This is a genomic window from Halobacillus sp. A1, assembly GCF_024189295.1.
GTDB lineage: Bacteria > Bacillota > Bacilli > Bacillales > Halobacillaceae > Halobacillus_A.
In genome coordinates this window covers 82517-107621 of record NZ_JAIZEN010000007.1, presented here as the reverse complement: position 1 = coordinate 107621, position 25105 = coordinate 82517, and the positions used below count along the sequence as shown (strand labels likewise).

Annotated in this window: 23 protein-coding genes; 2 read left to right on the top strand and 21 right to left on the bottom strand. The window is 42.0% G+C overall.

The window, feature by feature from the left end; translation table 11 throughout:
• Positions 1-15: 15 nt before the first annotated feature.
• The 16 genes from LF817_RS09750 to LF817_RS20220 all read right to left on the bottom strand — a co-directional run bounded on the left by LF817_RS09750 (position 16) and on the right by LF817_RS20220 (position 16375).
• Positions 16-1011 carry a tripartite tricarboxylate transporter substrate binding protein gene (locus LF817_RS09750; RefSeq protein ID WP_253935617.1) on the bottom strand — a complete coding sequence of 332 codons (996 nt, stop codon included), beginning with the start codon at positions 1009-1011 and terminating at the stop codon, positions 16-18.
• Between the two features lie 199 nt (positions 1012-1210).
• Complete coding sequence (locus LF817_RS09745; RefSeq protein ID WP_253935616.1) at positions 1211-1888, bottom strand: response regulator; 678 nt, start codon at positions 1886-1888, stop codon at positions 1211-1213.
• Positions 1889-1903: 15 nt separating this feature from the next.
• On the bottom strand, positions 1904-3481 hold the full coding sequence (locus tag LF817_RS09740; RefSeq protein WP_253935615.1) for an ATP-binding protein: 1578 nt from the start codon (positions 3479-3481) through the stop codon (positions 1904-1906).
• 110 nt (positions 3482-3591) lie between these two features.
• The gene (locus tag LF817_RS09735; protein ID WP_253935614.1) at positions 3592-4608 is read right to left on the bottom strand and encodes an S-layer homology domain-containing protein; all 1017 of its coding nucleotides are present in this window, start codon (positions 4606-4608) and stop codon (positions 3592-3594) included.
• A 123-nt stretch (positions 4609-4731) separates the two neighbouring features.
• Positions 4732-4959 carry a Spo0E family sporulation regulatory protein-aspartic acid phosphatase gene (locus tag LF817_RS20400; protein ID WP_371925032.1) on the bottom strand — a complete coding sequence of 76 codons (228 nt, stop codon included), beginning with the start codon at positions 4957-4959 and terminating at the stop codon, positions 4732-4734.
• A gap of 347 nt (positions 4960-5306) precedes the next feature.
• Complete coding sequence (locus tag LF817_RS09725) at positions 5307-6110, bottom strand: alpha/beta fold hydrolase (protein WP_253935613.1); 804 nt, start codon at positions 6108-6110, stop codon at positions 5307-5309.
• A gap of 193 nt (positions 6111-6303) precedes the next feature.
• The gene (locus LF817_RS09720) at positions 6304-8010 is read right to left on the bottom strand and encodes a DUF6044 family protein (RefSeq protein WP_253935612.1); all 1707 of its coding nucleotides are present in this window, start codon (positions 8008-8010) and stop codon (positions 6304-6306) included.
• The gene (gene rffA, locus LF817_RS09715) at positions 7973-9103 is read right to left on the bottom strand and encodes a dTDP-4-amino-4,6-dideoxygalactose transaminase (protein WP_253935611.1); all 1131 of its coding nucleotides are present in this window, start codon (positions 9101-9103) and stop codon (positions 7973-7975) included. The genes LF817_RS09720 and rffA overlap by 38 nt, the downstream gene beginning before the upstream one ends.
• 4 nt (positions 9104-9107) lie before the next feature.
• Entirely contained in the window at positions 9108-9464 is a 357-nt protein-coding gene (locus LF817_RS09710) for an EamA family transporter (protein ID WP_253935610.1), read from the bottom strand.
• Positions 9465-9467: 3 nt separating this feature from the next.
• Positions 9468-10154, bottom strand: a complete 687-nt coding sequence (locus LF817_RS09705) for a GNAT family N-acetyltransferase (protein ID WP_253935609.1) — start codon at positions 10152-10154, stop codon at positions 9468-9470.
• Position 10155: 1 nt separating this feature from the next.
• The gene (locus tag LF817_RS09700; RefSeq protein ID WP_253935608.1) at positions 10156-11133 is read right to left on the bottom strand and encodes a glycosyltransferase family 2 protein; all 978 of its coding nucleotides are present in this window, start codon (positions 11131-11133) and stop codon (positions 10156-10158) included.
• On the bottom strand, positions 11097-12125 hold the full coding sequence (rfbB, locus tag LF817_RS09695; RefSeq protein WP_253935607.1) for a dTDP-glucose 4,6-dehydratase: 1029 nt from the start codon (positions 12123-12125) through the stop codon (positions 11097-11099). Before rfbB ends, LF817_RS09700 begins: the two co-directional genes overlap by 37 nt.
• The gene (rfbA, locus tag LF817_RS09690; RefSeq protein ID WP_253935606.1) at positions 12118-13050 is read right to left on the bottom strand and encodes a glucose-1-phosphate thymidylyltransferase RfbA; all 933 of its coding nucleotides are present in this window, start codon (positions 13048-13050) and stop codon (positions 12118-12120) included. Before rfbA ends, rfbB begins: the two co-directional genes overlap by 8 nt.
• A gap of 326 nt (positions 13051-13376) precedes the next feature.
• On the bottom strand, positions 13377-14111 hold the full coding sequence (locus LF817_RS09685; RefSeq protein WP_253935605.1) for a hypothetical protein: 735 nt from the start codon (positions 14109-14111) through the stop codon (positions 13377-13379).
• Between the two features lie 1286 nt (positions 14112-15397).
• Positions 15398-16186, bottom strand: coding sequence for a hypothetical protein (locus LF817_RS09680; protein ID WP_253935604.1), 789 nt, complete (start codon positions 16184-16186; stop codon positions 15398-15400).
• 63 nt (positions 16187-16249) lie between these two features.
• Positions 16250-16375 carry a hypothetical protein gene (locus LF817_RS20220; RefSeq protein ID WP_256558263.1) on the bottom strand — a complete coding sequence of 42 codons (126 nt, stop codon included), beginning with the start codon at positions 16373-16375 and terminating at the stop codon, positions 16250-16252.
• On the opposite strand from LF817_RS20220, the gene LF817_RS09675 reads away from it, so the two are divergent.
• Complete coding sequence (locus LF817_RS09675; protein ID WP_253935603.1) at positions 16374-16970, top strand: pyroglutamyl-peptidase I; 597 nt, start codon at positions 16374-16376, stop codon at positions 16968-16970. The genes LF817_RS20220 and LF817_RS09675 overlap by 2 nt on opposite strands.
• A 237-nt stretch (positions 16971-17207) precedes the next feature.
• On the opposite strand, the gene LF817_RS09670 is transcribed toward LF817_RS09675, so the two are convergent.
• From LF817_RS09670 to LF817_RS09650, 5 genes are all read right to left on the bottom strand, one after another.
• On the bottom strand, positions 17208-17978 hold the full coding sequence (locus LF817_RS09670) for an SDR family NAD(P)-dependent oxidoreductase (RefSeq protein WP_253935602.1): 771 nt from the start codon (positions 17976-17978) through the stop codon (positions 17208-17210).
• Positions 17979-18221: 243 nt separating this feature from the next.
• A complete protein-coding gene (locus LF817_RS09665) occupies positions 18222-19205 on the bottom strand; it encodes a LacI family DNA-binding transcriptional regulator (protein ID WP_253935601.1) in 984 nt (327 codons plus the stop codon).
• A 45-nt stretch (positions 19206-19250) separates the two neighbouring features.
• Complete coding sequence (locus tag LF817_RS09660; RefSeq protein ID WP_253935600.1) at positions 19251-20078, bottom strand: carbohydrate ABC transporter permease; 828 nt, start codon at positions 20076-20078, stop codon at positions 19251-19253.
• A gap of 16 nt (positions 20079-20094) precedes the next feature.
• Positions 20095-20991, bottom strand: coding sequence for a carbohydrate ABC transporter permease (locus LF817_RS09655; protein WP_253935599.1), 897 nt, complete (start codon positions 20989-20991; stop codon positions 20095-20097).
• Positions 20992-21086: 95 nt separating this feature from the next.
• On the bottom strand, positions 21087-22322 hold the full coding sequence (locus tag LF817_RS09650) for a sugar ABC transporter substrate-binding protein (RefSeq protein ID WP_253935598.1): 1236 nt from the start codon (positions 22320-22322) through the stop codon (positions 21087-21089).
• A gap of 222 nt (positions 22323-22544) precedes the next feature.
• On the opposite strand from LF817_RS09650, the gene LF817_RS09645 reads away from it, so the two are divergent.
• Positions 22545-24707 (top strand): glycoside hydrolase family 3 N-terminal domain-containing protein, encoded by a 2163-nt coding sequence (locus tag LF817_RS09645; protein ID WP_253935597.1) that lies wholly within the window; start codon positions 22545-22547, stop codon positions 24705-24707.
• Positions 24708-25105: the final 398 nt, after the last annotated feature.

Here is a 25105-nt window from a genome sequence, read left to right as displayed (position 1 = left end):
CCTCATTTCTGAAATTTATTCTGTTAATCCCATTTCCTCAAGTAATTCGCCCAGCTCCGCATTCTGCTCATCCAAATAATCCTTGTACTCTTCACTTGTCATGTACATTTCCTGCCAGCCATACTTCTCACGAATTTCCTTAAAGGCCTCAGAATCACTCACTTCTTTAAAGGCTTCCTCGTAATACTTGATTTGGCCTTCATCCATGCCTGCAGGACCGAAGAAACCTCTCCAGTTTACGAATGTAGCATCAATTCCTTGCTCTTTTGCCGTTTCAAACTGGGATAATGTCTCGCCTTCAAGACGCTCTTCCGCAGTAATGCCGAGCACTTTGATTTTGCCTGCCCTCACCTGTTCAATTGTTTCAGCAACTCCTGTAGAAAAAACGTCAGCATTTCCGTTAAGAATTTGGGTCATTGCCCCGCCATCCTGTGAGGACACGTATTTAATTTTTGTAATATCCACGCCAGCAGCTTTTGCAATCTTCACGAACTGCATATGGTCCATTGAGCCAGGAGAAGATGTTCCAACGACTGTTATGTCCTGAGGATTTTCTTTCATGTCTTCAAACAGTTCATTTAAATCATCCCATTTCGCATCGTCCGCAACGGCAAAAGCCGCATAATCCGCAATCATATTAGCTAGCGGTGTGAAATCTTCGTAGCCAATCTGGGATTGGCCGTTTAAAGGAATGAAAACGAGTGGAGGCGAGCCGATAAACATATGGTGCGGATTGTTTTGTTTTCTATCTACATAAGCCCATCCTACGGCTCCACCGCCACCTGGTTTGTTAACGATCCCAAGGTCTTCCTCGACTATGTTCTCTTCCTCCATCACTTGCGCCACGCTCCGAGCCGTAGTGTCCCAGCCCCCGCCTGCCCCTGCAGGTGCTACAATTTCAATCGGCCCTTTAGGCTCCCATTCACCATTGACAGAGCCTGCCGTCTGATCATTACATGCAGTCATAATAAGAAGTAATATGAATAATCCCGTCATTGATAAATTCTTCATCGTTGTCTCTCCTTATTTTGAAAATTTAGAATTAATTCAAATAGTAAAGTACTCCTGCTAAAATGTAACCGTTTTCAAAATTAGTTGTTTTTAAACTATTAAATGAAATAACCACATAAAATTCACGAAAAACTTATCTAATTAAAGTTAGTAGAGTGAATAGAAATAAAAAGAACAGCCTCTCTCAGAGGCTGTTCTACTATCCACGATAAAAATATTTTCTTTCCGGCCGACCGACTTTTCCATACCTCATTTCTGCTGAGCCTTCGTGTATCGAAATCAGATATTCTAAGTACCTTCTAGCTGTGGTTTTCGAGGCACCCATATGGTGACTTGCCTGGTCAGCAGTAATTCCTTCCTCTCCGTAATCTACTAACAACTCTCTTACTTTTTTCAATGTGAGTTGATCGATTCCTTTAGGTGCGGCTGCAGTTTTACGTGAAGGGGTATCTTTTCCGATCAATTGGTCGATCATTTGCTGGTCGAACGTTTCCTGACTGTTCATTATCCGCATTTTCTCTTGATAGCTTTCAATTGTATGCAAGAATCGATCCATCGAGATCGGTTTGATTATATAATCTACTACACCGTAATTCAGAGCCTGTGAGATCAATTGCTTTTCAGCAGCTGCTGTAATCATAATAATGTCCAGGGAAGGCTGCAATTCTCTTAGTTCATGGAGAAGATCAGTCCCTAAACGGTCAGGCATGTAAACATCCAATAATAATAGATCAGGGCGATGCTTATCTACTGACCGTAAAGCTTCTTCCGCATTGAGGGCTTTGGCAACAACTTGCACATCATCAACTTCCTTTAAAAACTTCTCATGCAGTTCAGCGACACGAAAATCATCTTCAGCCACAACGACTCTCAACATATAATCCCCTCCCAGCTATTTTGATATGAACACAGAAAATGTCGTACCTTTTCCATTCTCTGTATCAATTTCGAACGTGCCGCCTAACTCTGCGACAATGTCCTTCACATTAGAAAGGCCAAATCCTCGCTGACCACCTTTCTTCGTTGAAAAACCTTTTTTAAAAACGTAAGGCATCACTTCTTCACGAATGCCAGGACCACTATCGGTCACCTCAAAAATGATTTCCTTCCCAACATCAGTCGCTGAAAAAACAACTTCCTTATTAGACTGGTCATATACCGCGTCAAAAGCATTGTCGATAAGGTTCCCGAGGATAGTCACGAGTCGAGCACGATTAATATGTTCTGGTACAGGCTCTAGAAAAGCTGATTCATCAATGATGAAGTCAATTTTCAGTTCACTCGCTTTACTTATTTTTCCTAACAATATCGCTTTGACTGTATCATCTTTGATTTGATAGAGTCGATTGGACTGAGACTGAACAGATTGAAATTCATCTTCTATCAAATCAATGGCTTCTTGATAATTTTTCAGTTGCAGCAATCCTAACAACACATACATTTTATTGGCATGTTCATGAGTTTGAGAGCGCAGACCTTCAGAATAGCTCTGAATTTCTGACAAAGCATTGACCATTTCCCGCACCTCAGACTTGTCTCTAAAGCTGGCGACCACACCAACTACCTCTCCATTCTCGATAACCGGCGTACGCGTTGCCACCACCATCCGGTCGTTCAATGAAACTTCCTGATCACGTTCTTCTATTCCAGAGCGAAGGACCCGCTCCATCTCTGAATTCGGAAAAATATCTTTTATGTAGGTGTTCGTCACATCACTTTCCATGTGCAGTAAATTTCTCGCAGCCGCATTCATCATCGTTACCTTTTGATGTTGATCAATAGCAACGATCCCTTCTTTAACAGTAGAAAGAACTGCTTCCCGCTGTTGATATAGCGAAGCTATTTGATAGGGTTCCAGGCCCATCGTGTCTTTTCGGATACTTCTCGTCAGCATATACCCACCCGCGCCGCCGATCACGAGCACGAGTAAAGAAACTCCAGCTATATTTCCGAGCCTCTTGAAAAATGTCGTGTAGATGTCCTCCATTAAGAACCCTACGGAAACGATACCAATCACTTCCTGTTCCTCATTAAACACCGGAGCCTTCCCACGCAGCGAAGGGCCGAGTGTACCTTCAGCTTTTGAGACGTAATACTTCTCATCTTCGAGAGCTCTTTCATTATCCCCGCCGACCATTTTCCTTCCGATTTGTTCTTCATCTGGGTGAGCGTAGCGGATCCCCTCTTCATCACCGATGACGACAAACTCTGCACCGACTCGTTCCTGAATTTGTAACGAAAGCGTCTGCAGCTCTTCTGGAGGTTCCTCACGCTGCAAGGCTTTGCCGACGGAAGGCATATAAGAAAGATTGGAAGCTGTCTGAAGCGCCATTTGTCCCATGCTATCTTCTGTTTGCTCGTACTCCCAGTATGTGAAAATCCCGGATAGTATGAAAATAATAGAGATGATCAATGTGAAAATAAGAACCTGGATCTTTGTTTTTAATGAAACGTTAAACTTATTATTCATCCCAGTTTTCCCTTCATGTAAACGTTGCATTTCATTAATCTTAACATAGATCAAATCTTTATAATTCATAAAAAAAAGCCTTACAGTTTTCTAACTGTAAGGCTTTCTAATTATTTACCTATAAACATTTGTGTCGAAAAATCTCCTTCGAAACCTACACCGATATGAGTGACACCTTCTCTTAGAATGTTTTCTCTATGACCAGGGCTGTCCATCCATGCGGCCACTACTCTCTCAGCTGAGTAATACCCTTCAGCGATGTTTTCACCAGCAACATCATAATTCACATTGAAGCCATCCATCATGTCAAACGGCGATCCGTACGTTGGTGACTCATGTTCAAAATAACTGTTCATTTGCATGTCTCTTGATTTATACCATGCAACTTTAGATAACTTCTTATCGATGGAAAGAGGGTTAAGTCCTCGCTCTTCCCTTTCATCATTGGTCAGCTCAACGACCTTCTTTTCAAAATCTTTCAGGCTGTAATTTTTAAACTGTCTTTCAATCGAATTCTCATTAATCAATTGGCGATTCAAAGTAGAGCCTAAGATGACGGAAAACTCTGCTCGATTAATCGATTGATTTGGTTTGAACAAACCATCGGGGTATCCATGAATAATATGCTCTGCAGTCAAATCCCGGATGCTATGTACGGCCCATTTTAATGAGGTAGTATCACTGAACCCGATGCCTTTCACATCACTGTCGATATTGTACGCGTTATCAATCATTACCGCAGCTTCCGCTCTTGTGAGGGAATCATCAGGTCCAAACGTACCATCCTCATATCCCTCGATTACTCCTTTTTCTGAGGCTAAAGCTATAGCATCTTTGTAAAAATTACTTTCAGACACATCTGGATAATTCACCGTCTGACTCGCTTTTTCACCTGGATAAAGGTCCCTGACAATCATTAGAGCAGCCTGCGCACGAGTAATATTATCAGTCGGGGCAAACGTACTAGAATTATAGCCACTTACAACTTCCCGGTCACTTAAATAATTAATGTGATTTTTAGCCCAGGGAACTTGCTCGATATCCTGAAAGGAACTAGCCAGTACAGATGATTGGGGCAAAGACAAAGCAACAACGGCAGTCAACACCATTACAGCCATTTTTTTCATCGTAAATCTCCTTTTTATATGTTATCTAAATTATATCACAGCTTTTCTATTATAATACGAACTGCAGTGAAAAATTGTAAAAAAAACCCGTTCAGAGATTCATAGAACGGGAGATAAAATCCTTTATTGGGACTTATCACAGTAACAATTCTCTAGTTCATTCAACACATCATCTAATTGTTGGGAGATTTTTAAAACTTCTGCGTCCGTAGGGTTTTTTGTGTAAATTTCATACATCCTCTGTCTAATCTTTTCAATTTTCTTTTCCAATTCTTCAAAACACGACAAACCTATATCTTCCTCTCCACATGAATATTGATTGAGCTGTGAAGTATCGTGGAGAAATGACACTGTCTTTTTAATATCTACCTATCTTTTCTCGGCTTATTCGCCTCAGCTATCATTCCACTCAATAATCAGAGGCTCTCCTAAGCATGACTTCCATATAAGATGGATATTAGTGAATAGACGGCATACAAGCACTAACAATAAGGGGGTATTAGTGATTCAAATAAAAAGTACTCTTATAATAATCACCTCAACATAGTAAGTTTTTTCACTAAATTTCCATTCATTCAAAATGTCAGCTTTGGAAGTCATTTACTTTTAATTACCCCTTATCATTCATAAAGGAAACATTTTCATGAAATTTTCCCAAAAAAAAAACGTAGCCTCTTAGACTACGCTTGATATATTGCTTAAAGCCCCATAAAGAATTTGTCCAGTTCGATATTGAATTTATCGGGCTCCTCTAAAAATAAACAATGACTGCTTTGTTCAAAAGGAATAAGTGTGGATCCAGGAATTTTATTCTGAATATATTCTCCTGCCGCCACTGGGAAGAATTTATCATCACGACCGAAGCAGATCAGTGTGGGTACATCGACTTTCGAAACCGTCTCCCGATAATCTACGGCTGTCTGGTTGAAAACGATCGTACTGGCGATAGAGGTTGGGACCTTCATCATTTCTTCTAAAATCCATTTATGCATGTTTGGGTCGGGTTTATCTTTGAACATGCCATAGATGAACTCAATATTGAACGCTCTCTGATTATCCTGGATGGCCTGCATGACGCCTTTAATCGCTTCAAAATTGAAAGCTCCGTATTCCCAGCCTTCCCATAAATAATCCGAAGGCGATTGATCCACGATAGTAACCGCCTTGATATTGCCGGTGCCGAACTGGTCAATGTAATCCCATACGACAAACGCCCCCATCGACCACCCTACGAGAATTACATCTTTCAGTTCTAGCTTCTCAATCAGCACATGTAAATCTCTCGCATAGTTTGCTACAGTATGCCCGTGCTCAACCTTACTGGAATTTCCGTGACCTCGAAGGTCAAACGTAATTGTTCGGTATTTGGCCTTCAAATAGGTTAGCTGCTGTTCAAAAAACTTGCTGCTCATCATGACGCCATGAATAAATATGACAGTTGGTCCTTCTCCTTCATCTTGAAAATAAAGGTTTGTCTCTGAATCTATATTTATCGAAGGCATTTTTCCACACTCCTTATGAGTATAAAATAGCTGTGCTATCAGTCTATTAAAGAGCGGGCCAAGTTATGTGAAATTTATGAGCTAAATGGTTTAGTTTTAAATTTAAATTATTTACTACTAATAATAAAACCAGCAAGCGTGTAGTGAAAGAAAAAAAGCCCTGCAGGCGTTAACACTCTGCAGAGCTTCTTCATTATAAACTTACTGGATCGTCAATTCGATATAAATAGATTCTCCAGGGAGAACTCTCATTTTCAAATTCTTCTTCCAGAACCAGTCCGATTTCTTCATGATTTTCGAGAGGAAGACCAGACAGAACGTATTCGCCTCCTAGTTCACTTAAAGCTTCCGTATCAAGCAGCAATTCCTCAATCTTACGGTCACTTGTTTTTTTGAACATATAGTTCTCACCTAGTTCGCTTGAATAGATATACGCTCTCCCTCCCCACGTATCGAAATAATGGGCAAGCGAAGGACTTTTCTCTAACTCGGGGCCGATGACTTCCCGGAATTGATGTTTATATTCGAGAGGGTACGTGTTGTTATACGTATCCAGTGTATAAAATCCATTATACTGGGCGATCGTCGGGTGCATCGCTGCACTGACAACCCGGTAGCTTGAAGGATCCTTGCCGATATAATCTTTGATTTCGTCAAACAGGTCTGTCGAGTAATATCCGCTGAATGTCGGAGTGTTGAATTCCCCGTATTTTATCTCCTCATGAACTTGAGAAACATTCCAACACTGCAATGCAATTAGGATAACGACTATCCATTTTCCACCAATCATCTGTTTGGCAATAATGGCTAAGGCGAGCGCGAAACAAATGTACCAGATCATCGGATCAAAAAAGTGGATACGTGCGAAATTGAACGTATTGAGGATGTCGATAGAATCCTTGAGCGGCCTCCATCCCTCCCAGTACCAAAAAGCGTACCATAAGGAAAGGACTGGTGTTGCCGCGAACAATAAAATGAAGCGGGTCGGGTACCCACCTCGCAAGATCGACAAAAATAGAGCCCCGACCAATACCGGTAGTACAATCGATTGATGGAGTGCCAAATCATGAGTATGCCCATTCAAAAAATTACGTTCAAACAATTCCAGGGTGCCTGCCAAGTCTTTATGGCCGAGGCTGTTCTCCTCCCTGTGAGACGAAAAAGAAGAATCAATGAACATAGTGTAAATCAGCATATAATTTTTTATTAAATAAATCGACGTCATGGCGGCGATCGCTATAAATAGAGGTGGATTGAACTGTTTCGAGCGTAGCCAGTCAAACAGCCAGAGAACTCCCATAATGCCTAAGAAAAAAATGAACGTCAATATGAAGTTCGATAAAAAAGGGATCAATGATAAAATCAGCCAGTAATACCATGGCGTGTTCCTGCCCTGCTTCCTAATGGTCAGAAATAAATAAAAAGCTAAAGGCAGTCCCGCGATTGTCAGTACACCTGACGGCCAAAAAGGAAGCATGGCAAACGCCAGCGCACTCCCTGCTGAAATCCATGAGCTCGAGCGCCCACTTATCAGGAAACGATTTAATAGAATATACATCCCAAAGAGTGCGGTGAACCTCATGATCGTCTGGCTGATCGTATAGGCAGTAAACGGTTCAAACCATACATAAAGCCAGACTACGGCATCAAGAGCTGAAGGAAGCGCACTTCTTGGCAGCCCGTTGATGACGTTTGGAAGTGTCTCTCCAGGCCCTGCAAATATCTGACCGCTCTCAGCAAGCAGCTGATACCACACGATATTGGAATCCATGTTATCGTGCACACGGATGTGAGTATTTTCCCCAAGGATATAGTAAGGGAGCAAATAAACGATTAATATGCTGCAGGCTAGTAAAATCCATTTATGCCTGATAAAAAAGCTGAATACGTTTGACGACATAACGGACATCCTCTTCTGTTATTCCGTAATATAAAGGCAGACGAAGAATACGCTCACTATCCTGTGTAGTAAAACGATCTTCTCCTGCGAACATTCCATAAACTTGCCCAGCGTAAGAGGAATGCAGAGGCACATAATGAGGAACAGCTATCACATCATGTTCCTTTAGAAAATTCATCAGTTCCGAGCGTTCTTCCCCATCTCGGCATTTCAAATAAAACATATGGGCATTATGATTGGCTTCTTCCGGGATCACAGGACCTTCCATTCCGTCTATCGCCATGACTTCTTTTAGTAGTTCTTTATAAAAGTTCCATGCCCTCAGCCGACTTTCGTTGATTGTATCGATCTGTTCAAATTGTTTATAAAGATAAGCGGCATTGAGTTCACTCAAAAGATAAGAAGAACCGATGTCCCTCCACGTATATTTATCTACCATTCCTCTGGCAAATTGGGCGCGATTCGTTCCTTTTTCCTGAATCATTTCAGCGCGCTCGATAAAAGGAGAATGGTTGATGATCAACGCACCCCCCTCGCCGCACACATAATTTTTCGTTTCATGAAAACTGAAGGCGGATAAATGACCGAATGTTCCTAAAGGCTTCCCTTTATAATGGCTCGTCAACGCTTGCGCAGCATCTTCCACTACCCAAATATCACGTTCATCAGCCAGCCGCATAATTTCATCCATTTCACAAGAAACCCCAGCGTAATGGACGACTACAATTGCTTTCGTTCGTTCCGTTATCGCTTGTTCAATTTGGACCGGATCGATATTCATTGTGCTTGGATCAATATCTACGAAGCGAATATCCGCTCCCCTTAAAGCAAAAGCGTTTGCGGTGGAAACGAACGTGTAGGAAGGCATGATGACCTCGTCTTCAGGTCCCGCTTCCGTAAGAAGGGCTGCCATTTCAAGGGCTGCCGTACAAGATGGGGTCAAAAATGCCCGTTCACAACCCAAATAATTCTCCAGCCAATCTGTGCATTTTTTTCCGAATGGACCGTTTCCAGAAAGCTTCGACTGAGTCAAAGCTTCTTGAATCAACTTTTCTTCTCCTCCGACGACACATGGAACGTTGAATGGAATCATCAAATCACCTCATTACGATAATGCCGAGCACGATAAAGGAAACCCCCATCACTTTTTGTAAAGTAATAGGCTCTCCAAAAAAGAATACAGACAATAAAAAAACCAGTACAAAGGAAAGACTCATAAAGGGGTAGGCATAACTAATATCAAACTTGGTCATCGCTGCCATCCAAAACAAGGACGCAACAAAGGCCGATAAAAAACCAGATAAAATAAACGGATTCAGCAACAGCTGAATGATGAAGATGAATTTATCTCTCCACAATTCAGGAAGCCCGCCATATTGATCGATTTTCCATTTCAATATAAGTTGTCCATACACCGTAAAGAAAATCGTTCCAAAAATATAGGCATATCCCATCGGTCACACACCCATACTGGAGCGATTAATTTTGTGATAAACGTCCTTCGCGCTCCTTAACCGGAACCCGAGCGAATAAAATAAATTAAGCGAAGGTGCATTGGCAGCCGAGATGGACGTTTTCAACTGTTGCAAGTCAAGATCTTCCCACTGTTTTTTACATCCCATACTCGTCAGCGGCTTCGCCAGTCCTTTGCTTCTGTATTCCTTTTTCATTCCTAACAACAGAACGTTCTCTTTTTCAAATCCATAAAAACCTATCAAGTTTCCTTCGTAAAAGAGAGCGTAAATCTGGTTTTTATCCATTAAATCACTGACCCAATTCATGTACCTGAGATCAGCTTGTTCATCAGGAATGTTGAAATCACGGTGAAACCGTCCATTCTCAAAAGACTCTTCCGCAATTTCAAGAATGCGCTCACGGTCGTAGTCTAATGAGATACCGGTTCCGTCTTTTTCAAATACGGTAAGTTTTCCTTCTTCACAGACAGGTTCGATTAATGTATCCACATAGTAGAAGCCGTGATCCAGAAGTATCTTAGAACTTTTAGATGGATCCACTTTAATCGTGAAATGCCCTTCAATATTCTCTGTCTGTGCCAGGGCTTCTTCTTCCAGACTCATCACTTCAAATGTATCCATTTGAAAATTTCTTTTATCCCATGGGGTAGGTCTTAAATAGTCTGCCACATCATCCACTCCGATCGTTTGACTCTTTCTTCTCATTCACATGTTCACGAATGAGATACAGCGGTCTTCCTTTTACTTCATTAAATACTTTCCCTATATACAATCCCAGCACACCAAAATTGAAAAAAATCAGTCCGGCGATGAAATATAAACTAACCATGACACTTGTCCAACCTGGCACATGCTGATCCATGAAAAAAAATCTGACGAATAAATACAGCCCATATAAAAAAGATCCGAGGGAAACGATGAACCCGAACTGGATCGACAGTCTCAAAGGTTTATTCGATTGCGCAATAATCGTATCCGTAGCAAGTGTTACCAGCTTCTTAAAATTATAAGAAGACTCTCCCTCGCTCCGCTCATTATGTTCAACAGGAATACTAGTAGTCTTGTATCCCATCCATTGCAAAAACAGCGGAAAGAGACGCCCCTGTTCTTTCATTTGTCGAAAGCCTTCGATCACTTTTTTGTGACAAATACTGAAATTAGCAACGGTGTGATCAGATGAATGACCTGTGAAATAATCGTACACACGATAAAACAGCTTGGATTGGACCTTTTTAATCAGGCTATCCTGACGTACGATTCTTTTTGCGAAAACGACCTCATACCCTTCCTGCGCTTTTTTATAGAGAGCCGCTATTTCTTCAGGACGGTCCTGTAAATCACAATCCATAACTACAACCCAGTCTCCAGTCGTATGATCGAGCCCGGCTGTGATGGCGTGGTGCTGACCAAAATTTCTCGCTAAATCAATTCCTATGATTCGTTCATCTTCCATCGCCAATTGGTGAATGATCTCCCACGCATGATCAGGACTTGAGTCATTCACTAATATGATTTCATAATCTGCAGGTATTGCTGTAATGACAGCACGTAATCGATCACATAGTTCCCATAAACAAGAGCGGCAGCCGTAAACAGGGACTACAACAGAGATCAGTGGCTGGTTGGTGCCCATTGATTTACGTACCATTCCACAGTTTCTTCAAGTCCATTTCCCATCTCGACGACTGGCTGCCATCCCATCGCACCTCGTAACTTCCGATCATCTACTGCATACCTTCTATCATGACCAAGGCGATCCTCAGTGTAAGTGATTAAATCTTTGAAACTATCCAGGGAACCTTTTCGATCTGGATAATTATTGTCTAGAATCTCACAAATTTTCACAGCTAAATCTATATTCTTCAGCTCATTTCCTCCGCCAATATTATAGCTGTCCATCGATTGACCCTTATGAAAAATAAGATCGAGGGCGCGACAGTGATCCTCAACGTACAGCCACTCTCTTACATTTTTTCCATCTCCATAAATAGGTATCGGGTTATGGCGAAGCGCATTAGAAATAATGGTAGGAATCAATTTTTCTTCATGCTGGCTTGGACCATAGTTATTCGAACTGCTGGATATCACAATATTCATGCCATATGTATATCCGAAGCTTCTGACGAGGAGGTTTGCTCCTGCTTTAGAGGCACTATAAGGATTTCTTGGGTCATATGGGGTCTGCTCATGAAACTTTTCATCATTGTCCAATGAACCATACACTTCATCGGTTGAAATGTGATGAAAACGTGCAGTCTGCAGTATGCCTTGCTCAGTCCACACTCTTCTTGCCGTCTGCAGAAGTACCATCGTCCCCATCACATTTGTATTTACAAAAGAAGAAGCATCTTCAATCGAACGATCGACATGGGATTCGGCAGCGAAATTAATAACGCCGCCGATTAGATAGTCGTTAAAAATACGGTCTACTGCCTTGTCATCGGCAATGTCTGCCTGGACAAAATGATAGTTGGGATGATCAGCCACGCTTTCTAGATTAGAGGTTGATCCGGCATACGTCAGCTTGTCCACGTTAACTACTTTAGAGTCAGGATATTGGGTCAAATAGTATTTGATAAAATTGGAGCCGATAAAACCCGCGCCTCCAGTCACAAGCAAATAAGAATCTGATTTATTCATGACTCATCACCTCCAACATAGGGTGACCTTCTAAATCATCCCAGTACTGTTCAATATGCTTCCTATTTGCGATATCGAGTAAATAACGACCATAATCATTTTTGGCCATGGAGTTGCCCATATCTGTTAATTCTTCTTTATTGATATAGCCCATGTAATAGGAGATTTCTTCAAGACATGCGAGTTTGAACCCTTGCCGCTGCTGAATATTTTTTACGAACTCAGAGGCTTCGAACAACGACTCGTGTGTCCCCGCATCCATCCAGGCGAAACCACGACCGAGAAGTTCCACTTTGAGTTTTTTCATCTTTAAGTATTCTTTATTCAAATCAGTTATTTCTAGTTCTCCGCGTTCTGATGGTTCAAGATGCTTTGCAATCTCTACTGCATGGTGGTCATAAATGTATAACCCCGTCACCGCAAAATCAGATTTTGGCTCATCCGGCTTCTCTTCTAAAGATACCACCTTTTTCTTTTCGTCAAATTCAGCTACGCCGAAGCGCTTCGGATCCTTTACGCGATAGCCGAAAATCGTCGCATGTTCATGCTTCTTGATGGCGTTTCGAAAAAGCGTCGTAAATCCTTGCCCGTAAAAAATATTATCACCAAGCATTAACGTCACATCGTCTCTTCCGATGAAATGCTCGCCGATCACTAACGCTTCAGGTATCCCGTTCGGATCTTCCTGTGAGAGATAGGAAATTGAAATTCCCAGTGATTCACCGTCACCAAGTAAATCTTTAAACCTCGATACATCATGAGGAGTGCTGATAATCAAGACTTCTTTTATACCTCCAAGCATCAGTACAGATAGAGGATAATAAATCATAGGTTTGTCGTATACGGGAATTAAATGTTTATTGACACTTAATGTGCTTGGTGACAGCCTTGTACCGCTGCCACCTGCAAGAATTATTCCTTTCATGATCGATTACCTCGTCTCTTTTTAAATATTTTCATAGTACTCATCTATTCCTTTTTTTGCGATTACATAACCTTACATTTTAGTAACATTTTCTGTGATTTTGGTCGCACGCCTCACTACCCCGTTTTGATTATTCTCCTGTGCCAGGTCTAAGCGGAATCAGTTATTTAATCTTTTTTGAAAGATAGATGCTCAAAATAATCACCCCATTCGTTAGTAAGCTGCTAAACTTAACAAAAACGAATAAGAGCGATTTTTACGAGTGATTTCTTATACTGCTTTCAAGTTTTCTATAGCTACACAATTTCACAAAAACAAACATGCCGTTAATTAAAGAAATCTTCCATTTCAAAATGCTCAGTCAACGGAATGACCCTGCCTTCACGATCCCAATTCTTGTATTCATTCAGAATCATTTCCACGTCGTTACTTGCCCTCACTTCAACCAAAAATTCCACGGCAAGATAACTGCGCCAAAAATCGAACATCCGATTGATTAAGATTGTCCCTTGATCAGAAGGTCTGCCGAAATCCTCTAAAGAGTGACCTCCATATCGTTCCTTATGAACTTCAACGAGTACGAGCTCAATATTCGTGATCTCCTTAAACTCTCTTTCCTCTAAAACAAGTTTTCTTGATAAATAGTCGCACATTCCTTCTTCGAACCAATTATTATCTTCTTTACTGAACGCACCAGAATAATGAGTCAATTCATGTGCCAATATCGTAAATAGATAGTCCTCTGAACAATTTTCATAAAACTCTTTAATTTCTGGGATATCATAAGCATCAACTTGTCTAATCAACAGTTTTCTCCAAGCTTCTAAATCCGGGGAAATGTAAATTACATCTCCATCTGTATAAGCGGGTATAGGAAAGTCGGAAAACAGCGTGGTAGCTAATTCTTCGGATGTCCACACTACTCCTTTTGGCAAAGTAGTTAATGGATAATTGTCTTCCAACAGTCGCTGGTAGTTTTCCAATTTTTTATTGAATCTTTCAATCACCTCTTGATACCTTCCGTACTCTTCTTTTGTCTCAAATGCATATATTTGCTTCATACAATGCCTCCTCACTTTAAACGAGACCTTACCAAGCGACGATTACCTTATTTAAAAGCATGAAAAAAGACGCCCCTCATTACCCGAAAGCGTCCCGTTCCATTGCCTGTCTGAAAGCTCACTTTTATGAGCTGACTCTATATTTCCAAGTAGATATTCAATTTACGGCTATAAGCATTTCTTCACATTTTACAAAAGAAGAGCATGCCTATAGTACTTATAATAACACTTTATATAAAAATTTTCCAATTCACCCCTTCCAATATTACGAGTTCATTAGACTTGTCCTGCATTAAGTATGCGAGCCATTTCAAGGGTGATCAGCTTAATAAAATTATTAGTTCAGTATAAAAATTTATTCAACTGTTGGGCAGGATACTTTAAGACTCAGTTTCGAGATAGCCAGGGTTCGTGGCTGTAATAAGAGTCTGGTGTGGTTGGGAAGCTACTCGCTTTCCTGTGGGGGAAGTGGCAAGCTTCCTCGGGCTTGCAGCCCTGTGGGATCTCGCCTACATCCTTCTCCCACCTTTTACAATTATAGTAGTCCAGGCCGTGAATCCGTTTATAAACCTTATGGGGGCTATCTAGCTCCAGCGCTTAGCGGCTACTGAGACTTCCTTCACTTCTGTACGATAAGTCAACATCGAATCACTCCGTTCTTCGTGTTTCCTTTATCTCCGACAGCTCAGTCCAGTCCATACGCCACTGAACGAAGCGCTTCCGCTTTTAAAAGGTAGGAGTCTCTAAAGCTTCCCAATAACCCCATTCGATGAAGGGGAGAAACGAACCCTCACATAAAAAAAGAGCTTCTTCCCGATTCCTGTGAAATGAAGATATTGTGTTCTACCTCAAGTTATTTAACGAGAGACCTTTTTTACGCACCATCAGTATTTGACATTAATGTTCGTATTTTCATGCTAAGGCGGTGCCGTAAACAACTTGGACATGGGTGGTAATAACCTTCAGCGTTTAGATTTATTAGTTAAGGAGAGAGGCTCTTCTCGGTTCGTAGATTATAATGTTATATCAAAGGCGTTTCCGTGCTGCTAATCATCGTAAAGAGCTCCGGGAAATCGCGAGACTCCTGTGGGAAAAGAGTGCTTGGTGAGACCCCGGAGAGCGAAGCTCGAGGAGGCTCACTGCGCTCCCACGGAAAGGGAGTGATTTCCCGGATCTCTTACTTCTGTTAAACATAACGGAAACAGTCCAAACATCTCGAACCTGAGTCTTCCACTAAAGGGAGCTTAAAATGAATATTAACAAGGAAATTTAACAGTGCATTTTTATTAAAAGATACCCAAGAGCGGCCCAAGTTCACCAAGCCTTTCGATCAGTATCCATTTCCAGAACAAGTAAGACAACAAAAGGATGAGAATGCTTGTGCCGACACTCCAATAAAATACAGGAGCTCCACTCTCACCTGTAATCCCATGATGATAAATGATCAGGACGGGCACCATAAGTAATACATAAAAACAAGAAATCCCTAACAGAAGTAAAGTGACCGAAACGGTTCCGCTTAAAGAAAATAATAACGTCAGTACATTCAATGCCAAAAATGGCGTAGTTATCGCTCCATACTGGGCGATTATTGCTTTAATGCTCAAATCAAGCTTCATAGCATTTGCGACTATAACAAGAGACAGTATACTTATGATTATGCCAATAAATGTGAAAAGAAACAGCTTCGAACTGACTTCAAAGAAAGGCAGAGGCTCTGTTTCCATCCAGAAAGTGTTTAACTGCTTCATCAAAGAACTCGCCAAAAAGTATAAGCTTAGAGTAAAAGTTATCATATAAAGAAGCAGGGTTATGATTCCTTGAGTGAACGCTGATTCTGTTGATCTAAAGGCTTCTAAAGGCTGCTTTAGCAAACTTTGAGAATAATTCCAAAAATCCTCCACCTTATTCATCCACTCAGAATTAGAAGTAGAAGCAGCAGGGGCCTGTAAATCAGGTGTGATAGCGGGTGAATTGCTCGCTGGATTGGTGGACGTATCCTCTCGCAATTCAGCTCCGCATTGTCCGCAGAATGTTCCTGACGTCTGTGTGTTTTCACATATAGGACACTTCATTAAACCATCCTTTTTATTAAATATTGGACTCAATACGCTATGTATACGCCTCTTTATTGCAGGTTATGTACGAGGAGTAACTGTCTCGCCCTCACTTTGCTGATGAGACGGTATTTGATATTCTTTAATAAACTGGACAGCTTGAGAAATTCGATTAAAATAAACAGCTTCAGGAGTGAAATTTTTCATGAACATTCTACTCACAGGATTTGAACCATTTTCAGAGATGGATTCAAACCCAACCGAACATATAGTTAAAACCATAAACAGAGAAACTGTCGATGGAAAGACAATCATCGGTAAAGTTCTCCCCGTTGATTTTCAACAAGCAGGTACAGTACTGACTGATTATCTGAACGAATATAATCCTGATGCCGTAGTTTTGCTCGGGTTAGCAGCAGGTAGAAATCGAATTACTCCGGAGAGAATAGCCATCAACTGTATGGATGGCGATCAGGATAATGAAGGAAATCAATATACAGACAAGAAGATCATCGCAGAGGGACCCGATGCATATTTCTCAACACTGCCTATCAGAAAAATAACCCAATCCCTGCAGCATCACTCTATTCCCACTTCGATATCAAATACAGCCGGCACGTATGTATGCAATCAAGTGATGTATCAGGCTGCACACTTTATAAAACTTCATAAACTCGAAATCCCCTCAGGTTTCATCCACATGCCCGCCCATCACGATCTGGCAGTATCAAGGCCTTCATTGCCTTCGTGGTCATTAGACGATTTATTGAAAGCGACTAGAATCATTCTTGAAGAAATATGAGTTGATTCATTAAAAATGCCCAAGCTCCCTTTCTTTAAAAGAGAGTCCTGGGCTTTCAATCTATTAGGCTATCTTTAATCTTTATGGCTTGATGCTATTCATAAATCTATACGCCTGGCAATGTACATAACTGATTTACGTTGAATGTAATACTATCAGCCACTTGGCCCCTTTTATACTTTATGAAAATAACTTTTTACAAAAGAAAGAACCCCAAAGGCTTCACCCTCCATTACATCACTTACCTTCAGATGAAAGTGAAGCATAAGGGTAAATCGGATCCCTCAACTCAAAGTCATACGATTCACCATTAACTATCCCTACCGTTTTTTGACTATCATACAGCTCCAGCATGAATTGCGCCATTTCTTTCGCTGTATGGTATTTAGGGATGTTCCCTTTGTATTGAATGTCATCATTGTCCATTGAACGGTTAAGAAATTCAGTTTCTGTCGCAGCTGGAGCTAAAACTTTTGCTCGCATAGAGGATCCTTTGCCGGTCAGTTCCTGATCAAGTCCTTCAGTAAAGGCGCTTACGAAAAATTTCGTCGCGCAATACGTGACGGCATCCCGGACAATCGTGTACCCTCCGCCAGAGGACACGTTGATTAATTGGGTGCCTTCCTTATTTTCATAATCACGGACATACAGAGACGATAGAATTGTAAGTGTTTCGTTATTCAAGCGAAGCATTTTTGTTATTTTTGACAAGTCGTGGTCGCTGACAGGATCGAAATTTCCGAACCCGGCGTTATTGATCCACGTTTCTATGTCATAGTCTTTCAAGTCTTCATAAAAGCTGTAGGCGTTTTCCGTTTCAGCTAAGTCAGCCACTTTGATGATGACATCGACACCCTCATTGTGCTGTTGGATTTCTGTTTTCAACTCTGACAGTTTTTCTTCTCTTCTTGCTGTAATGATCAAGTTTTTGCCTCGTGAAGCAAAAGCTAATGCTGTTTCATATCCGATACCCGAACTTGCTCCTGTGACAACTGTATATTTTGTCATTATAATCGTCCTCCATTACGTAGGATTTAAATGGTGCCATTGGAAGTGTTCCCGGTCCATCCGATGACCAATCATTTCGATAGGTCATCGAATAAATAAAAAAAAGTGACCGCAATTATTTATGCAATCACCTCACGTCATCTATTAAGTTTATAACAGCACAGTTACGTTCCTGTGAAAAGAGAAAGGTGCTCCAGGATTCAGATTCGTTTCCTAGCCCGCCAAGTAACGAAAGAACATAACTTATTTAACTGACAGCCTCTCAACAAACTCCGTGCCCAGATTATACGTACGATCTACATCTTCTCCGTCTAACATTTGAAAAATAAGATGAACAGCCAGGGCGCCCGCTTCATATTTTGGCTGTCTTACCGTAGTTAGCGGCGGCTGTACGTATGCAGACAATTGAATATCGTCAAAGCCTACCATCGAAATGTCTTCAGGTACCCGTACCTTCTTCTCTGAAAAAGCCTGCAGTCCTCCGATAGCCATTTCGTCGTTGGCGTAAAAGACAGCTTCAGGCATATTCTGCTGAGCCAAAAGCATTTTGGTGGCACGATAGCCGCCTTCTCGTGTGAAATCTCCGCTGATTTTCCAGCGTGATTGGTAAGAAAGGTTGTTATGTTCCAGTGCGCTCAAATATCCTTGAAATCTTTCTTCATTATCATGAGAATTCATCGGTCCGCTGACGTAGGCAATGGAGCTGTGTCCTTTTTGAATCATATATTCTGTAGCTTCATACGCTCCTTTCCTGTTATCAACTTCTACGTGGACGACATTCGGATTATCTGCATCCCGGTCGAGCACGATGATGGGAAAGTCTTTTCTTGCGGATGAGTTGATTAAATCTGTACTAATATTGTGGGCAAGAACGATGGCTCCATCGACCCTTTTCTCTTTTAAAAACTTTGAAGCAGTGGATTTATCACCGCCGACAGAACTGCAGGCGATCAAATCAAAGCCGTTTGAAGCGGTGACTTCCTGGACGCCTTTGATTAATTCTGAGAAATAAGGACCAGATAAATCGCTTAAAATGAGAGCGATTGTGTTCGTTTTTGACCTTTTCAAATCAGAAGCGAAGCCGCTCTTTTTATAGTTGAGTTCTGCCGCTGCTTTAGTCACTTTTTCCACTGTCGCTGCACTGACTTTGTTAATTCCGTTCAAGGCGTAGGAAGCTGTCGATACTGCTACTCCAGCTCTTTTTGCCACATCTTTGATTGTCGTCATTCCTGCCCTCCTCTCTTATTGAATACTAACTTCTATTGTACTAAATCATTTGATCCCTGACATGGTAAAGCCTTCGACAATGTACTTTTGGAAAAAAGAAAAAATGATGATAATCGGCACAACCATGAAGGCAGCACCCGCCATCTGCAAAGCGAAGTTGTTGGCATATTGACCCTGGAGCAAGGAAAGTCCGACAGATAACGTATAGAGACTTTCATCATTCGCGATGATCAATGGCCACAGGAAGCTGTTCCAGCCGGCAATGAACGTTAAAATACCCTGGACGGCAAATATCGGTTTCGCAATCGGCATAACTAATCTAAAGAATATATAGAATTCTCCTGCTCCATCAAGCCGAGCTGCTTCAATCAAATCATTAGGAATTGTAGTCATGAATTGCCTGAATAAGAAAATACTGAAGGCGACAGCGAGTCCTGGCAGGATGATCCCGGTCATCGTATTGGTCAGTCCCATTTCATTGAGCAGCAAATATACCGGAATCATCGTTACCTGACCTGGTATCATCATCGTCGCCAATACAAGGTAAAAGACTTTCTCTCTGCCTTTGAACTCATATTTGGCAAAACCATAGCCTGCCATCGCGTTAAACAACAGACCGATGAACGAGAAGAAGACGATGATCAACGTATTCCGCAAGTATACGGTAAAGTTCATATTCGTAAATAAATTAATATAATTATCAAGTGTCGGATTTTCCGGAAAAATCGTCGGCGGAATGGCCAGTACTTCACTCTCCGGTTTAAAAGAGCTCGATATCATCCAAATAAAAGGAATGGATACGGCTATCCCTCCAAGAAGCATTAAAGTGATCACAAGGTAATTTCCTGCCTTACTTTTCTTCTTAATTGCCATCGTGTGCCCTCCTTCCTTAATATTCGGTGTCTGATTTTCTCAGTTTGAATTGAATCATCGTGACGATAATAATCATGGCGAACAGGATAAACGACCCTGCTGCGGCATACCCGAATTCACTGAACTGGAACCCTTCTTTATAAATGAATAATGCAATTGAAATCGTCCCGTCCAAAGGTCCTCCATCTGTCATGACGAACGGTTCCTCGAAGAATTGCATCCAGCCGATCAACGTCGTAATCGTCACAAAGAATGTTGCGTACCTTAACAGAGGAAGTGTGACGTTGAACAGTACCTGTAGACGATTGGCTCCATCCATTTCAGCCGCTTCATAATAGGACCGCGGGATTCCTTGAAGTGCCGCCAGGAAAATGATCATATTAATGCCGATTCCTTTCCAGACAGCCAGCAGAATCAAAGACAATTTGGCAATTGTTGGTTCTTCCAGCCAGGGAATATTATCTACAGTCAGCAGAGAAAGCAAGTAGTTGAACAAACCATACTCTGTGTTATATAAGTATCCCCAGATTACAGCCACCGCAATAATATTCGTAATGGAAGGCATGTAATACACGGCCCTGAACACCGTGAAAAGTTTACTCGTCCCATAATTCAGCATTAAAGCGATTGATAATGAAAAAAAGATGACAAGTGGAACACCAATTACTACATAAAATGCTGTGTTAAATACTGATTTAATGAACGTATTATCTGAAAACAAATCCTTGTAATTCTCAACTCCGATGAACGTAATCGATGACCAGTCTGCCAGTCCTTTCAAATTCAAATCTGTGAAGCTGATGACGAAAGCGATCAGGATAGGAATAAGACTGAAGACGGTCAGCAAAAGGACGGCTGGAGCTATGAACATATAAGGGTGTCTGTTTTTTATCATTTTATTAAAATTGCTCATGAATACCCACCTATCTCCATCCAACTTATAGTTTGACTATTTATAAAAGGAAAGATGGAGTGAATGCACGATTATATTCACTCCACCTTTTGCAATTATTCTTCCAGAAGTTCATTGGCGGTTTCATTGAACTCTTCAAGTTCCGCATCCAAATCAGCATCGCCTTCCACAACTCGTTCAATTGCACTCAGCAGTTCTTGAGCGATACGCTCGAATTCTTCTGTCTGCAAACCAGGTTTAGCATTTTCAAGCTGCTCGCCAAAGGTTGCGTACATCGGGTCCTCAGTCATAACTTCCTCTTCCCAGGCTTCCATAAGAGAAGGAAGCGTATTTGAAGTCTCCAACCACTCCATTTGCGTATCGACTTCGGTCATATAAGAGATATACTCTAACGCGCCGTCTACGTTTTCAGCATCTTTAAAGACTGATAAATTGGCTCCACCCATGCTGGACGTATTCGTTTCTTCGGTCGGCATCACAGCCGTCGCCCAATCCCCTTCAATATCCGGTGCTTGATCGTTAATGATATTAATCATCCACGGACCGCTGAAGAACATCGGTTTCGTTCCTTCTTTAAACGCCTGGACGATATCGACACCTTCCTGTTTCTGGCTCAGTCCTTCATCGAAATAACTTGTATAGTATTCAATCGCTTCTTTGAATTCCGGTGTATCGAAGTTCAGTTCATTTTCCTCAACATTCGATTCATATCCATTCTGCCAGGCAAAAATGAACGGTGTAATCTGGTCATTACGATCAATGTCCAAACCGTAAGAATCTTCTCCGCGGTCAGATAATGTCTGAGCAGCTTCTTTAAGCTCGTCCCACGTTTGCGGCGCTTCTTCATAGCCCGCTTCTTCTAATAAATCTGTACGGTAATACATAACGCGTGTATCTACATACCAGGGAATTCCTACTAATTGGTCGTCATATTCCATGGTGGAGGCTGACCCTTCAAAATAGTTCTCTTTCGCAAATGACGGATAGTCCTCTTCGTATTCAGAAAGGTCCATTAATGCCCCTGCTTCAGCAAACTCAGGTATCCACGTAGTCCCTAACTGCACGACATCCGGTCCATTTCCTGAGGCGACAGCAGTCAACAGCTTATCATGAGCGGTATCCCACGGAATCGCTTGAACATTTACTGTCAGCTCTGGGTGATCCTCTTCAAATCCTTCACTGAATTCTTTAAGCATTTTACCTTCTTCTCCCATCGCCCATACAGTGACCGTGTCATCGCCACCTTCAGATGAAGAATCTCCATTAGAACAAGCTGCTAAAGTAATAGATAGTAAGACTACCGCGAACAAAGCAATTATCTTCGATTTCATTACGTGCACCCCTTTATATTTTAATTTGTTGAAACGTTTCGATAAATTCATTGTACTTAAAAGTGAATGCGCTTTCAACATATTTTTCAAAAAACTTTTAATTTTGTCAAAAAACCATGTTTATAAAGCTATTTTTCATTGACTAAACAGTATAACAGCCTTATACTTCTATCCATAAAGCTAAATTGAAACGTTTCGAATATTTCGCTAGGAGGATTATACATGACCGACCACCAATTAACGAATTTACTTGATCAAATGACACTTCAGGAAAAAGTTGGACAGCTCGTCCAATTAGCTACTCCTTTTTTTGAAGGCGCTTCCGACCGCGGCCAGATCACAGGTCCGATGGAAGATATGGGGATTGATGATGAAGATATTAAGCACACTGGATCAGTGCTCGGGGCTTCTGGGGCTGCTGAAGTTAAACATATACAAAAGATGCATTTAGAAAGCAACCGATTGAATATTCCTTTATTGTTCATGTCTGATATCGTTCACGGATTCAAAACCATTTTTCCAGTTCCGTTGGCGATAGGCTGCTCGTGGGATACTGAATTGGCTGAGCAAAGTGCCGCGATCGCAGCTAAAGAAGCGGCGGTTTCCGGTGTGCACGTTTCATTTGCGCCGATGGTCGACTTGTCGAGAGATCCCAGGTGGGGCCGGGTGATGGAATCTACAGGAGAAGATCCTTTTCTAAACAGTTCGTTTGCCCGCTCATTTGTCCGAGGGTTTCAAGGAAACTTAGAAGAAGATCGCTATAAAGTGGCAGCGTGCGTGAAACACTTTGCTGCGTATGGGGCTCCTGAAGGTGGAAGAGATTATAATACGGTCGATATGTCTGAGTGGATGCTGCGCGAATCTTACTTACCCGCCTATAAAGCCGCATTAGATGAAGGGTGCGAAATGGTGATGACTGCGTTCAATATTTTAAATGGCGTTCCTTCCACCGGAAATAAACCGTTAATGCGCGATTTGCTGCGAAACGAATGGGGATTTGACGGTGTGTTGATTTCTGATTGGGGCGCTGTAAAAGAATTGCTCCCTCACGGCGTGGCAGCGAATGAAAAAGAAGCTGCAGAACAGGCGCTTACTGCTGGGGTCGACATTGAGATGATGACCTCTTGTTATGTGAACCATGTAAGCGAGCTGATTGAAGAGGGGAAGTTGACAGAAGCATTAGTTGATGAAGCCGTATTACGCATCCTTACACTGAAGAAGAAGCTCGGTCTGTTTGAAAATCCATACCGTGAGGCAGACGAGGAAGCGGAAAAAGAATTCATTCTATCGTCCGAGCATCGTAACGCAGCTCGCGAACTCGCATCTAAATCGATCGTTCTCCTAAAAAACGAAGAGCTTTTGCCTCTAAGTTCCAAAGGTAAAACCGCTCTCATCGGACCTTTCGCAATCAGTACAGATATTCTCGGACCGTGGTCATGGGCCGGGTCGCCTGAAGACACGATTACACTGGAAACAGGGATGAAGAACTACGTACAAGGAGACGAATTACTTATCGCAGAAGGTACCTCCATTGAAACAGGGACAACAGAACAAATGCAAAAAGCTCTTGAAGCAGCTGAGAAAGCGGAAACCGTCATCGTCGCACTCGGTGAACACTCAGATATGAGCGGCGAAGCAGGATCCCGCACAGACATCCGCCTGCCAGAAGTACAACTAGATTTGCTTAAGCAAGTGAAAGCTCTTGGTAAACCAGTCATCGCTGTGTTATTCAATGGACGACCGCTCGACCTAACAGAAGTGATTGAACACGCCGATGCCGTCATCGAGGCGTGGTATCCAGGAACAGAAGGCGGCCATGCCATCGCTGATATTTTATATGGAAAAGTCAATCCATCAGCCAAACTATCGATGTCCTTCCCTCATTCCGTGGGACAAGTACCTGTTTATTACAACAACTACAATACCGGACGTCCTAAAGGCGCACCTGACGCGCAGATCCGCTACGTCTCTCAATACTTGGACAGCCCTAACGAAGCGCTTTATCCGTTCGGTTACGGCTTAAGTTACAGCACCTATCATTACAGTGAGCCTGAACTTTCTGCTGAGGAGATAACGAAAGAGGAAAGCTTGACGGTGAGTGTAGAGGTTAAAAATACGAGTGGCGTCGCCGGAGAAGAAATTGTTCAGCTTTATATAAGAGACCTTGTAGGAAAAGTGGTCCGCCCATTGAAGGAATTAAAAGACTTTCAAAAAATTCACCTTCAGCCGGGAGAGGTGAAGCAAGTCCAGTTTACGATCGACGAACAGCAGCTGCGCTATTATCATGCCGATCTAAAGCATACGAGTGATGCAGGTGATTTTGAAGTGTGTGTCGGGGGAAGCAGTAAAGACGTACAAAGCAAAATGTTTAGATTAATAGACTAAAAGCTAAAACTCCTCCTGTCTTTTTGAGCAGGAGGAGTTTTTTATGCCTATCGGTTCACAGACTCCGCATTTTTTTATGCTATATTAATCGTTGATCACGAAATGGCAGGATTGTTGCATACTCGTCTTCGAGGCAACTGGGGTGAGGTCCGTTGCCGTATTAAGAATCAGGCGTAGTTGCATATGATTTTTTGTTTTGCGTAGGTTTCGAGGTACTTATTAGGCAGAGGGGCGGAAGGAAACGGTGAGACTCCTGTGGGAGCAGCGGGACAGGTGAGACCCCACAGAGCGAAGCTCGAGGAGGCTCAGCGCCCGCCCCACGGAAAGCGAATCGTTTCCTGCAGCCCCACACTCCCACTATAGCTCGAAACTGAGCGTTTAAGATTAGGGAGCGCTTA

Coding starts and splice junctions, on each gene's coding strand:
- LF817_RS09750 (WP_253935617.1), bottom strand. CDS start 1,011: ATGAAGAATTTATCAATGACGGGATTATTCATATTACTTCTTATTATG.
- LF817_RS09745 (WP_253935616.1), bottom strand. CDS start 1,888: ATGTTGAGAGTCGTTGTGGCTGAAGATGATTTTCGTGTCGCTGAACTG.
- LF817_RS09740 (WP_253935615.1), bottom strand. CDS start 3,481: ATGAATAATAAGTTTAACGTTTCATTAAAAACAAAGATCCAGGTTCTT.
- LF817_RS09735 (WP_253935614.1), bottom strand. CDS start 4,608: ATGAAAAAAATGGCTGTAATGGTGTTGACTGCCGTTGTTGCTTTGTCT.
- LF817_RS09725 (WP_253935613.1), bottom strand. CDS start 6,110: ATGCCTTCGATAAATATAGATTCAGAGACAAACCTTTATTTTCAAGAT.
- LF817_RS09720 (WP_253935612.1), bottom strand. CDS start 8,010: ATGTCGTCAAACGTATTCAGCTTTTTTATCAGGCATAAATGGATTTTA.
- rffA (WP_253935611.1), bottom strand. CDS start 9,103: ATGATTCCATTCAACGTTCCATGTGTCGTCGGAGGAGAAGAAAAGTTG.
- LF817_RS09710 (WP_253935610.1), bottom strand. CDS start 9,464: ATGGGATATGCCTATATTTTTGGAACGATTTTCTTTACGGTGTATGGA.
- LF817_RS09700 (WP_253935608.1), bottom strand. CDS start 11,133: ATGGTACGTAAATCAATGGGCACCAACCAGCCACTGATCTCTGTTGTA.
- rfbB (WP_253935607.1), bottom strand. CDS start 12,125: ATGAATAAATCAGATTCTTATTTGCTTGTGACTGGAGGCGCGGGTTTT.
- rfbA (WP_253935606.1), bottom strand. CDS start 13,050: ATGAAAGGAATAATTCTTGCAGGTGGCAGCGGTACAAGGCTGTCACCA.
- LF817_RS09685 (WP_253935605.1), bottom strand. CDS start 14,111: ATGAAGCAAATATATGCATTTGAGACAAAAGAAGAGTACGGAAGGTAT.
- LF817_RS09680 (WP_253935604.1), bottom strand. CDS start 16,186: ATGAAGTGTCCTATATGTGAAAACACACAGACGTCAGGAACATTCTGC.
- LF817_RS09675 (WP_253935603.1), top strand. CDS start 16,374: ATGAACATTCTACTCACAGGATTTGAACCATTTTCAGAGATGGATTCA.
- LF817_RS20220 (WP_256558263.1), bottom strand. CDS start 16,375: ATGAAAAATTTCACTCCTGAAGCTGTTTATTTTAATCGAATTTCTCAA.
- LF817_RS09670 (WP_253935602.1), bottom strand. CDS start 17,978: ATGACAAAATATACAGTTGTCACAGGAGCAAGTTCGGGTATCGGATAT.
- LF817_RS09665 (WP_253935601.1), bottom strand. CDS start 19,205: ATGACGACAATCAAAGATGTGGCAAAAAGAGCTGGAGTAGCAGTATCG.
- LF817_RS09660 (WP_253935600.1), bottom strand. CDS start 20,078: ATGGCAATTAAGAAGAAAAGTAAGGCAGGAAATTACCTTGTGATCACT.
- LF817_RS09655 (WP_253935599.1), bottom strand. CDS start 20,991: ATGAGCAATTTTAATAAAATGATAAAAAACAGACACCCTTATATGTTC.
- LF817_RS09650 (WP_253935598.1), bottom strand. CDS start 22,322: ATGAAATCGAAGATAATTGCTTTGTTCGCGGTAGTCTTACTATCTATT.
- LF817_RS09645 (WP_253935597.1), top strand. CDS start 22,545: ATGACCGACCACCAATTAACGAATTTACTTGATCAAATGACACTTCAG.